We start from the raw sequence: 15,293 nt of genomic DNA on the forward strand, positions 1-15,293 counted from the left end.
ATGTGCGCTCCGACGTGGCCGTCGACAACCCCGTGCCCGCCCCGCCGTTCTGGGACACCCGCGTCATCAAGGGCATCCAGCTCAAGGAGTACGCCAGCTGGCTCGACGAGGGCGCGCTGTTCAAGGGCCAGTGGGGGCTGAAGCAGGCCCGCACCGGGGACGGGCCGAGCTACGAGGAACTCGTCGAGACCGAGGGCCGGCCGCGGCTGCGCGGTCTGCTGGACCGGCTCCAGACGGAGAACCTGCTGGAGGCGGCCGTGGTGTACGGCTACTTCCGCTGCGTGTCCAAGGACGACGACCTCATCATCCTCGACGAGCAGGGCAACGAGCGCACCCGCTTCACCTTCCCGCGTCAGCGACGCGGCCGGCGCCTGTGCCTGGCGGACTTCTTCCGGCCGGAGGAATCGGGGGAGACGGACGTGGTCGGCCTCCAGGTCGTCACCGTCGGCTCCCGCATCGGCGAGGAGACCGCCAGGCTCTTCGAGTCCAACTCCTACCGCGACTACCTCGAACTCCACGGCCTGTCCGTGCAGTTGGCCGAGGCCCTCGCCGAGTACTGGCACGCCCGCGTCCGCTCCGAACTGGGCTTCGCCGGGGAGGACCCGAGCGACGTCGAGGACATGTTCGCGCTGAAGTACCGCGGCGCCCGCTTCTCCCTCGGCTACGGCGCCTGCCCCAACCTGGAGGACCGCGCCAAGATCGCCGAACTGCTCCAGCCGGAGCGCATCGGCGTCCACCTGTCGGAGGAGTTCCAGCTCCACCCCGAACAGTCCACCGACGCGATCGTCATCCACCACCCGGAGGCGAAGTACTTCAATGCCCGCTGAGCGGGGCCGAACGACGGACCCCAAGCGATAAACAAGGCGCTTCACCAGCGACAGTCGTACACTGGTCGATCCACCGCAGGCCGGTTCCCGCACGGGAACCGGCCTGATCGTCCCTTCAGGAGGTGCGCCCGATGACCAGCACGGTCCCCGCGCTCGGAACCCGTACGGCGGAAGGCTCCGCCCTCCAGGCGGTACTGCTCGACATGGACGGCACCCTGGTGGACACCGAGGGCTTCTGGTGGGACGTCGAAGTCGAGATCTTCGCCCGTCTGGGCCACACCCTCGACGACTCCTGGCGCCATGTCGTGGTCGGCGGGCCCATGGCCCGCAGCGCGGGCTTCCTCATCGAGGCCACCGGCGCCGACATCACCTTCGCCGAGCTCAGCGTGCTGCTCAACGACGGCTTCGAGGAGCGCATCGGACGTGCCCTGCCACTGATGCCCGGCGCCGCCAGACTCCTGGCGGAGCTGTACGAACAGCAGATCCCCACGGCCCTGGTCTCCGCCTCGCACCGCCGCATCATCGACCGTGTGCTGACCTCGCTCGGGCCCCAGCACTTCGCCCTGTCCATCGCCGGCGACGAGGTCTCGCGCACCAAGCCGTTCCCGGACCCCTATCTGCTGGCGGCCGCCGGGCTGGGTGCGGACCCGGCCAGATGCGCGGTCGTCGAGGACACCGCGACCGGGGTCGCCGCGGCCGAGGCCGCGGGCTGCCAGGTGGTCGCGGTGCCGTCGGTCGCCCCCATCGCCCCGGCCACCCGGCGTACCGTGGTGAGCTCTCTCGAAGAGGTCGACCTGGCATTTCTGCGCGGCTTGATGACGGAAATGCGCTAGGCGTTCACCCAGCGTGCAAAGCCCATTGGACAAAATCCCGCCGCAGTACACCCGAGTGCGCCCCGAAAGAATTCGAAGCAGGCCGCGCGGCCGAATTCCACCACTGACCACCCGAGTTGGAAGTGTGACGTTCCCCACGTCAGAAGGGGTCGACAGTAAGATCGGCGTGTGCTGGCCACCCCTGTTGGAGCGGAATTCGCGCGCCCTTGTGTCCCGATTGGTGGAACGCTGCACTAATCCTGCCACTGTCGGGTTTTCGGTGCGTCCACACCCGGTTTCGCTGTGTGATGGGAACTCAACTCCGGCGGCTGTGAACCCTCCTGCAAGCGCGGACTAACCTCGTCGCGAGAACATCGCCCTTACCCCCGTGATCCGATGCGACACCCATGCATGCCGGATACACGGACTCGAACAGCCCTGGAGTAACCCGAGCATGAACCGCAAGACTTTGGTGCTGCCGGCCGTGGTCGGCCTCCTCGCGCCGGTTCTCGCCGCGTGTGGCGGAGACAGCAGCGGGAGCAAGAGCGGCGACGCGATCGTCGTCGGCACCACGGACCGGTTCACGGCCACGAAGAACACACCGGCCCCGCTCGACCCGGCCTACGCCTACGACGTCGGCACCTGGAACATCCTGCGCCAGACCGTGCAGACCCTGATGATCCAGCCCAAGGGAGAAGGCGACCCCGTACCCGAGGCAGCCGAGAGCTGCGGCTTCACCGACAGCGGCAACGAGCGCTACGCCTGCAAGCTGCGCGACGGCCTGAAGTTCGCCAACGGCGACGCCATCACCGCCGAGGACGTGAAGTACTCGATCGAGCGGGCGCTGCGCATCAAGGCCGACAGCGGTGTGTTCGCTCTGCTGTCGACCGTCGACACCATCGAGACACAGGGCGACCGCGAGGTGATCTTCCACCTCAAGACCGCCGACGCCACCTTCCCGTACAAGCTGTCCACTCCGGTCGCGGGCATCGTGAACCCGGAGGACTACGAGAAGGACAAGCTGCGGGACGGCTTCGACGTCGACGGCTCCGGCCCCTACACCCTCCAGGCCGACACCAAGAACGACGAGGCCGTCACCATCACCTTCACCAAGAACCCCGACTACAAGGGGAGCCTGAAGGTGAACAACGACAAGGTGCAGATGCGCTCCTTCGCCGACGCCGACGCCATGGGCGACGCGATCGACAAGGGTGACATCGACGTCATGTCCCGCACCATGTCGCCGGACCAGATCAACAAGCTCGACGGCGCCTCCAACGAGAACGTCGACCTCGTCGAGATGCCCGGACTGGAAATCCGCTACCTGGGCTTCAACACCGACGCGCCCACCGTGAAGACCAAGGCCGTCCGCGAGGCGATGGCCCAGCTCATCAACCGCGGCGAGCTGGTCTCCAAGGTGTACGGCTCCCAGGCCGAGCCGCTGTACTCGCTGGTCCCGGCCACCCTCACCGGCCACTCCAACTCGTTCTTCAACAAGTACGGCGACCCCAGCGTCACCAAGGCCAAGTCGCTGCTGGCCAAGGCCGGCATCACCACGCCGGTGAAGCTGACCCTGCACTACACCACCGACCACTACGGCGCCGCCACCAAGCAGGAGTTCCAGATCCTGCGGCAGCAGCTCAACGACAGCGGTCTGTTCGACGTCAGCATCAAGGGCACGTCCTGGGACACCTTCCGGCCCGCCGAGCAGAAGGGCAAGTACGACGTCTACGGCATGGGCTGGTTCCCCGACTTCCCGGACGCCGACAACTTCCTCGCGCCGTTCCTGGACAAGGACAACACCATCGGCACGCCGTACGCCAACACCGACATCCGCAACACCCTGATCCCGCAGTCGCGCCGCGAGGCCGACCGGCTCACGGCCTCCAAGAGCCTGACGGAGATCCAGGACATTGTCGCCGACGACGTCCCGGTCCTGCCGCTGTGGCAGGGCAAGCAGTACGTCGCCGCACGGGACGACATCACGGGCACCTCCTACGCCCTCAACTCGTCCTCGACGCTTCAGCTGTGGGAACTCGGCCGCGGAGTGAGCGGCTGACGTCCTTTCCGACCGCCCGGGCCGGTGACCGCGGCCCCGGGGTGACGAGAACCGACGACAAGGCACCTCCATTGAACATGCGCAACCAGTGGCCGGTCCTGCCCCTCGTGGCAGGGCTGGCCTCCGGCCTGTTGACCGGCTGCGGCTCGGACACCGGCGATTCCGGGGGCACCGGCTCCTCTGTGGTGATGGGGATGTCCGACGACGTCCTCGCCACCGACCCCGCCTCCGGCTACGACCCCGGCTCATGGCTGTTGTTCAACAACGTCTTCCAGTCGCTGCTCAGCTTCCCCAAGGGCGGTACGGACCCCCAGCCCGAGGCGGCCGAGGAGTGCTCCTTCACCGACACCCAGGCCAAGGTCTACAAGTGCACCCTCAAGGACGGCCTCGAGTTCAGCAACGGTGACGCCCTCACCTCCGAGGACGTGAAGTTCTCCTTCGACCGCATGCTGAAGATCGACGACGAGGCCGGTCCGGCGATCATGTTCCCGATGCTCGACACGGTCGAGGCCCCGGACCCGAAGACCGTGGTGTTCCGGCTGAAGGTGCCGGACGCCACCTTCCCCAGCAAGATCGCCTCCGGCGCCGGCTCCATCGTCGACCACCGGCAGTACGACGCGGACGGCCTGCGCAAGGACCACAAGGCCGTCGGCTCCGGCCCCTACCAGCTGGACTCCTTCAGCGACGACGAGGCCGCCTTCTCCGTCAACTCCAAGTACAAGGGCACCGCCAAGGTCAACAACTCCGGCGTGACCATCAAGTTCTTCCACGGAGACCAGGCCGCCCTGAAGGAGGCCCTCCTCGACGACGACGTCGACATCGCCTACCGCGGCCTCACCGCGGGCGCCATCGCCGACATCGAGAAGCAGGACGACAGCAGCGGCGTCGAGGTCATCGAGGGCAGCAGCGCCGAGGTCCAGCACCTGGTCTTCAACATGGACGACCCGGTCGCCGGCAAGCTCGGCGTCCGCAAGGCCATGGCCTACCTGATCGACCGCGACGCCCTGATCAGGAACGTCTACCGGGGCACCGCGACGCCGCTGTACTCGATCATCCCGGCCGGTATCGCCGGCCACAACACGGCCTACTTCGACACCTACGGCGCCCGTCCCTCCAAGGCCAAGGCCGCCGCCGCCCTCCAGGCCGACGGCATCACCGGCAAGGTCAAGCTCACCCTCTGGTCCACCCCCTCCCGGTACGGCCCCGCCACCGACCAGGAGCTGAAGGCCATCGCCGCCCAGCTCAACGCCAGCGGCCTGTTCGACGCCGACGTCAAGTCCGTCGCCTACGGCCAGTACGAGAAGGACATAGCCAAGGGCAAGTACGGCGTGTACGTGAAGGGCTGGGTGCCCGACTACCCGGACGCCGACAACTTCACGTCCCCGTTCTTCGGCAAGGGCAACGTGCTGAGCAACAACTACACCAACAGCACGATCACCGGCTCCCTCATCCCGCGCACGGCCGCCCAGAGCGACCGCTCCGCCACCGGCAAGGAGTTCGGCCGGCTCCAGAACATCGTCGCCGACGAACTCCCCGTCCTGCCCGTCTGGCAGGCCAAGCAGTACGCGGTCGTCCGCGACGGCGTCTACGGCCTCGAGTACTGCCTCGACGCCTCCACCGTGTTCCGCTTCTGGGAACTCAGCAAGGGCTGACGCCCTCGCCACCAACGCCGAAGGGCGCCCCTCCGGAAGGAAGGGGCGCCCTTCGGCGGTCGTACGGCCAACTCCCGCTACTGCGCGCCGGGACGCACCAACCCGCTCTCGTACGCGTACACCGCCGCCTGCACCCGGTCCCGCAGCCCCAGCTTGGTCAGCACATGACCCACATGCGTCTTCACCGTGGTCTCGCTGACGAACAGATCGGCGGCGATCTCGGCGTTCGACAACCCCCGCGCCACCAGCTTCAGCACCTCGACCTCCCGGTCGGTGAGCGTGTGCAGCGTGTCCGGCACCGGCTCGTCACCCGAGGGCAGATGGGTGGCGTACTTGTCCAGCAGCCGACGCGTGATGCTCGGCGCCAGCATCGCCTCCCCGGCCGCGACGACCCGGATGGCCTGCACCAGCTCGTTGGCAGGCGCGTCCTTGAGCAGGAAGCCGCTCGCCCCGGCCCGCAACGCCTCCACCACGTACTCGTCCAGGTCGAACGTGGTCAGCACCAGCACCTTCGCCGGACCGTCCCGCCCGGGCCCCGTGATCTGCCGGGTCGCCTCCACCCCGTCCATCCGCGGCATACGGATGTCCATCAGCACCACATCCGGCTGCAGGACACGCACCTGGTCGAGAGCCTGGAGGCCGTCCCCGGCCTCACCCACGACCGCGATGTCCTGCTCCGCCTCCAAGATCATCCGGAAGCCGGTGCGCAGCAGAGGCTGGTCGTCGACCAATAGGACGCGGATGGCCACGTAAGTCTCCTTCGCTAGTCCGGCCCCATTCTGCCCTGCGGCCCCGCCCCGGACTCGGCCGCCCTCACCGGCAGCGGATACGGCGGGGGAGTGCCGCCGAATTCCGGACAGTGCGCCTGGTGATCGCACCAGCCGCACAGCTTCGTCGGACGCGCCCGCCACTCCCCGGTCTCGGTCGCCTGCCGGATCGCCGCCCACAACGCGAGCAGCTTGCGCTCGACCCGCTCCAGATCGGCGAGGACCGGATCGTACGTCAGCACATCACCACTGCCCAGGTACACCAGCTGCAGCCGGCGCGGAACCACGTTCTTCAGCCGCCAGACGACCAGGGCGTAGAACTTCATCTGGAACAGCGCGCCCTCGGTGTACTCCGGCCTCGGCGCCTTCCCCGTCTTGTAGTCGACGATCCGCACCTCGCCGGTCGGCGCCACGTCCACCCGGTCGATGATCCCGCGCAACCGCAGCCCCGACTCCAGCTCCGCCTCCACGAACAGCTCACGCTCGGCCGGCTCCAGACGCGACGGATCCTCCAGCGAGAACCAGCGCTCCACCAGCCGCTCCGCCTCGCCCAGCCAACGGGCCAGCCGCTCGCCCTCCGGATCGTCCGCGAACAGCTCCACCACCTCGGGTCTGCTCTCCCGCAGCCGGTCCCACTGACCCGGGATCAGCGACTTGGCCCGGGGCGCCGTCCGCTCGGCGGCCGGCGCGTCGAAGAGCCGCTCCAGAACCGCGTGCACCAGCGTCCCCCTGGTCGCCGCCTCGCTCGGCTTCTCCGGCAGCCGGTCGATCACCCGGAACCGGTACAACAGCGGGCACTGCATGAAGTCACTGGCCCGCGAGGGCGACAAGGAGGCGGGTGCTGTCACGACGGGCGAGGCCGCGACGTCCGCCGGGGGAACCACCGTCGCCGGGTCCGCCTCCGCGCCCACGCCGCGCCCGGTCTCCGCCGCGCCCTCGATGCTGCTGTCCATGACCACAGACCATACGGCCCAGCACTGACAGTCACCCAGCCGCCCGCCGCACCTGTGGACAACGGCGAACGGAACACAGGGGGTGCCGGGGCGGAACGCGTGACGACGGACGCATACCATCGACCACGAGAACCCTTCCGCCCGGCACCCGGCAGACGCGGAAGACGCTTCGAACGAGGGGACACCGTGGACGTGAGCGGCGGGAGCGGGCAGCCGCGGTCCGGCAACGACGAGCCGACCGAGCACCCCGCGAGTCCTACGGCCCCGGCCCCCGGCCACCCCGGGCCCGAGCCGCACGACCCCTCGACGCCCCCGGCCCCCACCCCGGACGAACCGGCCGCCCCCGACGCCGACGGCACCACCCCCGACGTCCCGACGCCCCCGGCGGCCGAGGACGAGGACGCCCCGTCCGCGGAGCCCCTGAACGACCGCCCGGTAACTCCCGAGGCCAGGGACGAGGACCCGGTCCACTCGCCGACCCTGAACGACGGCCAGGGACCCGCGGCCGCCCACAGCGAGGACCCCGCAACCCCGCCCGCCACCGGCGACGACACCCACAGCCCCACCGCCATACCGCCGACCACCGACCCAGGGGCCGCGAGCGGCACCACCCGGCGCCCCGAAGCGGAGCCCACCGCCCACGCCACCCCCACCGGACCCCCGCCCCAGCACCGCACGACCCCGGACACCATGCCCGGCACCACCAAAGGCCGTCCGCCCCAGCGCCCCCGCGAACCCGGCGGCGGCCTCCTCATGGGCCGGCCCTTCGGTGTACCGGTGTACGTCGCACCCAGCTGGTTCCTGGTCGCCGCCCTCATCACCTGGGTGTTCGGCGGACAACTCGACCGCGTACTGCCCGAACTCGGCGCCGCCCGCTACCTCGTCTCCCTCTTCTTCGCGGTCGCCTTCTACGCCTCCGTACTGATCCACGAACTCGCCCACACGGTCGCCGCCATCCGCTTCAAACTCCCGGTCCGCCGCATCCAGCTCCAGTTCTTCGGCGGCGTATCCGAGATCGAGAAAGAGGCCGAGACCCCCGGACGCGAGTTCGTCCTGGCCTTCGTCGGCCCCCTGCTCTCCCTCGTACTCGCCGGCCTCTTCTACCTCGCCATGCTCCCCGTCGAGCCCGGCACCGTCCCCGGCGTCCTGCTGGCCGGCCTGATGATCTCCAACCTCATCGTCGCCGCCTTCAACCTCCTGCCCGGCCTCCCACTGGACGGCGGCCGCATGCTCCGCGCCGTCGTCTGGAAGATCACCGGCAAGCCCATGAGCGGCACGATCGCCGCCGCCTGGGTCGGCCGCGCCCTCGCCGTGGCCGTCCTCATCGGCCTCCCCCTGCTCAACCAGTCCGGCACACTCGGCTCCACCGCCGAGGACAACGTCGGCATGGACACCGTCACCGACGCCCTGCTCGCCGCGATCCTCGCCGCGATCATCTGGACCGGCGCCGGCAACAGCCTGCGCATGGCCCGGCTACGCGAACACCTGCCCGAGCTGCGCGCCCGCAGCCTCACCCGCCGGGCCGTCCCCGTGGAGACCGACACCCCGCTGTCCGAGGCCCTGCGCCGCGCCAACGCCGCCGGCGCCCGCGCCCTGGTCGTCGTCGACGCCGACGGCAACCCCCTCTCCCTCGTCCGCGAAGCCGCCATCGTCGGCGTACCCGAACACCGCCGCCCCTGGGTCACCGTCGGCGGCCTCGCCCAGGAACTCACCGACGGCATGCGCGTCTCCGCCGAACTGGCCGGAGAACCCCTCCTCGACGCCCTGCGCGCCACCCCCGCGACCGAATACCTCGTCGTGGAGGAAACCGGCGAGATCTACGGCGTCCTGTCCGCGGCCGACGTGGAACGCGCCTTCGTGAAAGCCATGGCCCGCCCCACGGCACAGCCCTAGGAGAGCCCGCCCAGGTGGTCGGCGGCCCCCGCAAACGCCGGTAGGCTGGTCACATGTCCGAACCGACCGGTGCCGCCCGCAGGCGCGGGCCCTTCAAGGTCGGGGACCAGGTACAGCTGACCGACCCCAAGGGCCGCCACTACACGTTCACGCTCGAGGCCGGGAAGAACTTCCACACCCACAAGGGTTCCTTCCCGCACGACGAACTGATCGGCGCTCCCGAGGGCAGCGTTGTCCGCACCACCGGAAACGTCGCCTACCTCGCGCTGCGCCCCCTGCTCCCCGACTACGTCCTGTCCATGCCCCGCGGGGCAGCCGTCGTCTACCCCAAGGACGCGGGGCAGATCCTCGCCTTCGCCGACATCTTCCCCGGCGCCCGCGTCGTGGAAGCCGGCGTCGGCTCCGGCTCCCTCAGCAGCTTCCTGCTGCGCGCCATCGGCGACCAGGGCATGCTGCACAGCTACGAGCGGCGCGAGGACTTCGCCGAGATCGCGAAGCAGAACGTCGAGCGCTACTTCGGCGGCCCCCACCCCGCGTGGCAGCTCACCGTCGGCGACCTCCAGGACAACCTGTCCGACACCGACGTCGACCGCGTCATCCTCGACATGCTCGCCCCCTGGGAGTGCCTGGAGGCCGTCTCCAAGGCGCTGGTGCCCGGCGGCATCCTGTGCTGCTACGTCGCCACCACCACCCAGCTCGCCCGGACCGTGGAGTCCATCCGCGAGATCGGCTGCTTCAACGAGCCGACCTCCTGGGAGACCATGATCCGCAACTGGCACATCGAGGGCCTGGCCGTCCGCCCCGACCACCGGATGATCGGCCACACCGGCTTCCTCCTCACCGCCCGCCGCCTCGCCGACGGAGTCGAGCCCCCCATGCGCCGCCGCCGCCCTGCCAAGGGCGCCTACGGCGAGGACTACGCCGGCCCCAACGCCGACGGAGGCGCCGGCCGCTGACGCCGTCCCCTTTACGGCGTTGCCACCCCGAGGCAGCCTTTGCCGCCCTCGCAGCACCAACGCACAGGCGCCGTGACGAAGTTCCCGGGACCCACCCGGAACTCCGCCACGGCGCCCGTCCGTTGACGGAGCACCAGGCACCCCACGCCCCACCGGGCGAAGGAACCCCTGACCCCGCCGTTCCCCCAAACTGTGACGTGTGGCACCATGCTGGCCACCCCACCGGCACAGCCCCCCCAGGAGACGCTCCTAGTGCAGCAATCCGCCGTACCGGAACTCGCTCACGCCCACCCCCGCCCCATCCACTGGGTCGCAACCGCCACCGCCGTCGCCGGGGTCGTGGCCCTCTCCTCGCTCCTCCAACCCGGCTCCGCCACCGCCGCCCAGCCGACCGCCGGCCCCGAGACGAAGAGCGCCCCCGTCGCCGCCGCGCCGCCCGCCACCACAGGTGTCACCTTCCCCCTGCGGTGCGGACCGCTGAAGGCCGTCGTGGCCAAGAAGGCGACCGGAGACCTCGACGGCGACGGCAGCCCCGAAACGGTCGCCGTCGTCCACTGCGACTCCGCCATGGGCACCCCTCCCGACGGCGTCTACGTCCTCACCCGGGCCGCCGACACCAAGAAGCCCCGCGTGGTCGCCACCCTCGTCGACCCCAAGGACCGGCTCACCGTCACCGACTTCACCGTCCGCGCCGGAGCCGTCACCGCCACCCTCCTCGGCTACTCCACGGAGGACGTACCGAGTTGCTGCCCCGACCTCAAGACCCCCACCAAGTGGCAGTGGAAGGGCAACGCGTTCACCCGCTCCACGCCCACCGAGGCCCACAACGTCTGAAACCCGCGCCTTGGGGCGCGGGCATGTGAGAAATCAGACAATGCTCACGGCAAGTGCCCGCAAGGTCACTCCGCGTCGGGACCGTAGACTTCCACCTTGTCCGAAACCCGACGCACATGGATGCAGTCCCCCGGACACTCCTTCGCCGAGTCCACCACATCCGTGAGAAGCGGCAGCGGTACGGGCGTTGTGGCCCCCTTGGCCTGCAGCAGCTCCTCGTCCGGGCCCTTCACGTAGGCCAGGCCGTCGATGTCCAGCTCGAACACCTCCGGCGCGTACTGGGCACAGATCCCGTCGCCCGTACACAGATCCTGGTCGATCCAGACCTCCAGCGCCTCGCCGCCGCTTCGAGTCGCCTGCTGCACGCTCATCTCTCCTGCCGTTTGGACGCCGAGCCGACGGGAATCCGGCCAGCTCTGACGGGTGTTGAACGCTTCGACCCTACCCCCGGCGGCTTCCCAAGCATGTTCGGTGGGTATTCCCCTGGCGTGAGGGAGAGCGCAAGGGTGAAGATCGGACACACCTTGACAGTCTTTGTGATCTAGGGGTTTCAATCGACACCCACCCAGGTAGGGTCTGGAAGCGTCCAGCTCCCCTTGGAGGAGGTGAGGACCGTGGCAGCCCACGACGACGACATGAACCGCGGCATCCGCCCGGGACGAGGGTCCGACGACCCGGCCGGGCAGATCGCCTACCTTGAGCAGGAGATCGCCGTCCTGCGACGCAAGCTCGCCGACTCTCCGCGACACACGAGGATTCTCGAAGAGCGGATCGTCGAGCTGCAGACGAACCTGGCCGGCGTGTCCGCCCAGAACGAGCGACTCGCCAACACGCTCCGCGAGGCCCGCGACCAGATCGTGGCCCTCAAGGAGGAGGTCGACCGGCTCGCCCAGCCGCCCGCCGGCTTCGGTGTCTTCCTGCAGGCGAACGAGGACGGCACCGCCGACATCTTCACCGGGGGCCGCAAGCTCCGGGTGAACGTGAGCCCGAGCGTCGAAGTCGACGACCTCAGGCGCGGCCAGGAAGTAATGCTCAACGAAGCGCTCAACGTGGTCGAAGCCATGGAGTACGAGCGCGTCGGGGACATCGTCACCCTCAAGGAGATCCTCGAGGACGGCGAGCGCGCCCTGGTGCTCGGGCACACCGACGAGGAACGGGTGGTACGGCTCGCCGAGCCGCTGCTGGACGTCACCATCCGCCCCGGCGACGCCCTGCTGCTCGAACCCCGCTCCGGCTACGTCTACGAGATCGTTCCCAAGAGCGAGGTCGAGGAACTCGTCCTCGAAGAGGTCCCCGACATCGGCTACGAGCAGATCGGCGGCCTCGGCGGCCAGATCGAGGCCATCCGCGACGCCGTCGAGCTGCCGTACCTCTACCCGGACCTGTTCAAGGAGCACGAACTGCGCCCACCCAAGGGCGTCCTCCTCTACGGGCCCCCCGGATGCGGCAAGACGCTCATCGCCAAGGCCGTCGCCAACTCGCTGGCCAAAAAGGTCGCCGAGGTCACCGGCCAGGCCGCCGGCAAGAGCTTCTTCCTCAACATCAAGGGCCCCGAGCTCCTGAACAAGTACGTCGGCGAGACCGAGCGGCAGATCCGCCTCGTCTTCCAGCGAGCCCGGGAGAAGGCCAGCGAGGGCACCCCCGTCATCGTCTTCTTCGACGAGATGGAGTCCCTCTTCCGCACCCGCGGCTCCGGCGTCAGCTCGGACGTGGAGAACACCATCGTCCCGCAGCTGCTCGCCGAGATCGACGGCGTGGAAGGCCTGCAGAACGTGGTCGTGATCGGTGCCTCCAACCGAGAGGACATGATCGACCCCGCCATCCTGCGGCCCGGCCGGCTCGACGTGAAGATCAAGATCGAGCGTCCGGACGCCGAAGCGGCCAAGGACATCTTCGGCAAGTACCTCACCGAGCGCCTCCCGCTCCACGCGGACGACCTCGGCGAGCACAGCGGCGACAAGTCCACCACGGTCCAGAGCATGATCCAGACCGCGGTCGAGCACATGTACGCCGAATCCGAGGAAAATCGCTTCCTGGAAGTCACCTACGCCAACGGCGACAAGGAAGTCCTCTATTTCAAGGACTTCAACTCCGGCGCCATGATCGAAAACATCGTAGGACGCGCCAAGAAAATGGCGATCAAGGAATTCCTGGAACACAACCAGAAGGGACTCCGCGTCTCCCACCTCCTCCAGGCATGCGTGGACGAGTTCAAGGAGAACGAGGACCTCCCCAACACCACCAACCCCGACGACTGGGCCCGGATCTCCGGAAAGAAGGGCGAACGGATCGTCTACATCCGTACCCTCATCACCGGAAAGCAGGGCGCGGACACCGGACGCTCCATCGACACGGTGGCGAACACCGGTCAGTACCTGTAAAAGCAGGGCGGCTGCGGGTGCCCTCCACGGGTACCCGCAGCCGACTGTTTTCCGGGGCCACGGCTGGAGCAGGCAATGACGCAAATGATCTCCCCACCAGCGCAAAGGCGTTCTAGGCTCTTTCCTACCGCCGAGTCGCGCAGTGCGGGGACGGGCACCGCACACGCACCGGAGCGCCAGCGGTACTTGAGCGGCGTCCAAGACCGAGGGCGCCGCCGGGCAAGGAGGGCCGCATGACCGTACGGCGAGTAATGGGCATCGAGACGGAGTACGGGATCTCCGTCCCCGGCCACCCCAATGCCAATGCCATGCTCACCTCGTCCCAGATCGTCAACGCCTACGCGGCGGCGATGCACCGGGCCCGCCGGGCCCGCTGGGACTTCGAGGAGGAGAACCCGCTGCGCGACGCGCGAGGCTTCGACCTCGCCCGCGAGGCCGCCGACGCCAGCCAGCTCACCGACGAGGACATCGGCCTCGCCAACGTGATCCTCACCAACGGCGCACGTCTCTACGTCGACCACGCACACCCCGAATACAGCGCCCCCGAGGTCACCAACCCCCGCGACGCCGTCCTCTGGGACAAGGCCGGCGAACGGATCATGGCCGAGGCCGCCGAACGCGCCGCCCAGCTCCCCGGCGCACAGCCGATCCACCTCTACAAGAACAACACCGACAACAAGGGCGCGTCCTACGGCACGCACGAGAACTACCTGATGAAGCGGGAAACCCCCTTCTCGGACATCGTGCGCCACCTCACGCCCTTCTTCGTCTCCCGCCAGGTCTTCGCCGGCGCCGGTCGCGTCGGCATCGGCCAGGACGGCCACGAACACGGCTTCCAGCTCAGTCAGCGCGCCGACTACTTCGAGGTCGAGGTCGGACTGGAGACCACCCTCAAGCGCCCGATCATCAACACCCGGGACGAGCCCCACGCGGACGCGGAGAAATACCGCCGCCTGCACGTGATCATCGGCGACGCCAACCTCTCGGAGATCTCCACCTACCTCAAGCTGGGCACGACCGCCCTGGTCCTGTCCATGATCGAGGACGGCTTCATCGCCGTCGACCTGGCCGTGGACCAGCCCGTCCGCACCCTCCACCAGGTCTCCCACGACCCGACGCTCAAGCGCCTGGTCACGCTGCGCAGCGGCCGCACACTCACCGCGGTCCAGCTCCAGATGGAGTACTTCGAGCTGTCCCGCAAGTACGTCGAGGAGCGCTTCGGCGCCGACGCCGACGAGCAGACCAAGGACATCCTGTCCCGCTGGGAGGACACCCTCAACCGGCTCGAGAACGACCCCATGAGCCTCGCCGGCGAGCTCGACTGGGTCGCCAAGCGCGAGCTCATGGAGGGCTACCGCCGCCGCGACAACCTCGACTGGGACGCCGCCCGGCTGCATCTGGTGGACCTCCAGTACGCCGACGTACGGCCCGAGAAGGGCCTGTACAACCGCCTGGTGGCCCGCGGGCGCATCAAGCGCCTCCTGGACGAGGCCGAGGTCGACCGGGCCCGTACGAAGCCGCCGGAGGACACGCGCGCCTACTTCCGCGGGCGCTGCCTGGAGCAGTACGCCGACGACGTCGCGGCGGCCTCCTGGGACTCGGTGATCTTCGACCTGCCCGGGCGGGACTCCCTCCAGCGCGTCCCAACCCTGGAACCGCTTCGCGGAACGCGTAATCACGTCAAGGAACTCCTGGACCGCTGCCGCACGGCCGAGGACCTGGTCAGGGTCCTGTCCGGCGGCTGAACTGGCACCCGGCCCACCCCCGGGATCCGGGGTGGAATTCCCTGTGCGAGGGAATCATCGAGGTGGCCCCCGTACGTTGGAGAAACTGCGGGGTCGATGTCGGACCCGGCTTGTAGGGTCTGATCATCACCGATCGGCAGGAATGCCGACCTGTCGACCATGTCGGGCGAACTGAGCGGGGTGAGGGTTATGGCGACCAAGGACACCGGCGGCGGCCAGCAGAAGGCGACGCGCTCCACCGAGGAGGTCGAGGAGCAGACGCAGGAAGCGCAGGGCTCCGAGGACCTCAAGGAGCGGCACGAGAAGCTGAGCGACGACGTGGACTCCGTCCTGGACGAGATCGACGACGTACTCGAGGAAAATGCCGAGGATTTCGTTCGGAGCTTCGTGCAAAAAGGTGGCGAGTAGGGGTCG

General features: G+C 68.8%; 13 protein-coding genes. 10 read left to right on the top strand and 3 right to left on the bottom strand.

Annotated elements, in window-relative coordinates; all coding sequences use genetic code 11:
- The 4 genes from ACZ7L0_RS31495 to ACZ7L0_RS31510 form a co-directional block, all read left to right on the top strand.
- Positions 1-827: vitamin B12 dependent-methionine synthase activation domain-containing protein (locus ACZ7L0_RS31495; RefSeq protein ID WP_471245930.1), on the top strand; the 827-nt coding region annotated here is incomplete at its 5' end.
- Between the two features lie 131 nt (positions 828-958).
- On the top strand, positions 959-1,660 hold the full coding sequence (locus ACZ7L0_RS31500; protein WP_471245931.1) for an HAD family hydrolase: 702 nt from the start codon (positions 959-961) through the stop codon (positions 1,658-1,660).
- Between the two features lie 433 nt (positions 1,661-2,093).
- Positions 2,094-3,698 (top strand): ABC transporter substrate-binding protein, encoded by a 1,605-nt coding sequence (locus ACZ7L0_RS31505; RefSeq protein WP_471245932.1) that lies wholly within the window; start codon positions 2,094-2,096, stop codon positions 3,696-3,698.
- Between the two features lie 71 nt (positions 3,699-3,769).
- Entirely contained in the window at positions 3,770-5,350 is a 1,581-nt protein-coding gene (locus tag ACZ7L0_RS31510; RefSeq protein WP_471245933.1) for an ABC transporter substrate-binding protein, read from the top strand.
- A 77-nt stretch (positions 5,351-5,427) separates the two neighbouring features.
- Here the strand turns inward: ACZ7L0_RS31510 and ACZ7L0_RS31515 are convergent, their stop codons facing one another.
- Complete coding sequence (locus tag ACZ7L0_RS31515) at positions 5,428-6,099, bottom strand: response regulator (RefSeq protein WP_399100751.1); 672 nt, start codon at positions 6,097-6,099, stop codon at positions 5,428-5,430.
- Between the two features lie 14 nt (positions 6,100-6,113).
- Positions 6,114-7,070 (bottom strand): RecB family exonuclease, encoded by a 957-nt coding sequence (locus tag ACZ7L0_RS31520; RefSeq protein ID WP_471245934.1) that lies wholly within the window; start codon positions 7,068-7,070, stop codon positions 6,114-6,116.
- Positions 7,071-7,256: 186 nt separating this feature from the next.
- Here ACZ7L0_RS31520 and ACZ7L0_RS31525 point away from each other — a divergent pair, with 186 nt between their 5' ends.
- The 3 genes from ACZ7L0_RS31525 (at position 7,257) to ACZ7L0_RS31535 (ending at position 10,753) form a co-directional block, all read left to right on the top strand.
- On the top strand, positions 7,257-8,963 hold the full coding sequence (locus tag ACZ7L0_RS31525) for a site-2 protease family protein (RefSeq protein WP_471245935.1): 1,707 nt from the start codon (positions 7,257-7,259) through the stop codon (positions 8,961-8,963).
- Between the two features lie 53 nt (positions 8,964-9,016).
- Positions 9,017-9,919, top strand: a complete 903-nt coding sequence (locus ACZ7L0_RS31530; protein WP_279553094.1) for a tRNA (adenine-N1)-methyltransferase — start codon at positions 9,017-9,019, stop codon at positions 9,917-9,919.
- A gap of 252 nt (positions 9,920-10,171) precedes the next feature.
- On the top strand, positions 10,172-10,753 hold the full coding sequence (locus tag ACZ7L0_RS31535) for a hypothetical protein (protein WP_471245936.1): 582 nt from the start codon (positions 10,172-10,174) through the stop codon (positions 10,751-10,753).
- A gap of 65 nt (positions 10,754-10,818) precedes the next feature.
- Here ACZ7L0_RS31535 and ACZ7L0_RS31540 read toward each other — a convergent pair whose 3' ends face one another.
- Positions 10,819-11,124 (bottom strand): ferredoxin, encoded by a 306-nt coding sequence (locus ACZ7L0_RS31540; protein ID WP_471245937.1) that lies wholly within the window; start codon positions 11,122-11,124, stop codon positions 10,819-10,821.
- 243 nt (positions 11,125-11,367) lie between these two features.
- Between ACZ7L0_RS31540 and arc the strand changes: the two genes are divergently transcribed.
- From arc to ACZ7L0_RS31555, 3 genes are all read left to right on the top strand, one after another.
- Positions 11,368-13,134, top strand: coding sequence for a proteasome ATPase (arc, locus tag ACZ7L0_RS31545; RefSeq protein WP_471245938.1), 1,767 nt, complete (start codon positions 11,368-11,370; stop codon positions 13,132-13,134).
- Between the two features lie 233 nt (positions 13,135-13,367).
- Positions 13,368-14,879 carry a depupylase/deamidase Dop gene (gene dop, locus ACZ7L0_RS31550; RefSeq protein WP_471245939.1) on the top strand — a complete coding sequence of 504 codons (1,512 nt, stop codon included), beginning with the start codon at positions 13,368-13,370 and terminating at the stop codon, positions 14,877-14,879.
- A 189-nt stretch (positions 14,880-15,068) separates the two neighbouring features.
- A complete protein-coding gene (locus tag ACZ7L0_RS31555; RefSeq protein ID WP_361440735.1) occupies positions 15,069-15,287 on the top strand; it encodes a ubiquitin-like protein Pup in 219 nt (72 codons plus the stop codon).
- The last annotated feature ends 6 nt before the right edge of the window (positions 15,288-15,293 follow it).

The organism is Streptomyces sp. NPDC039424, from assembly GCF_055639495.1.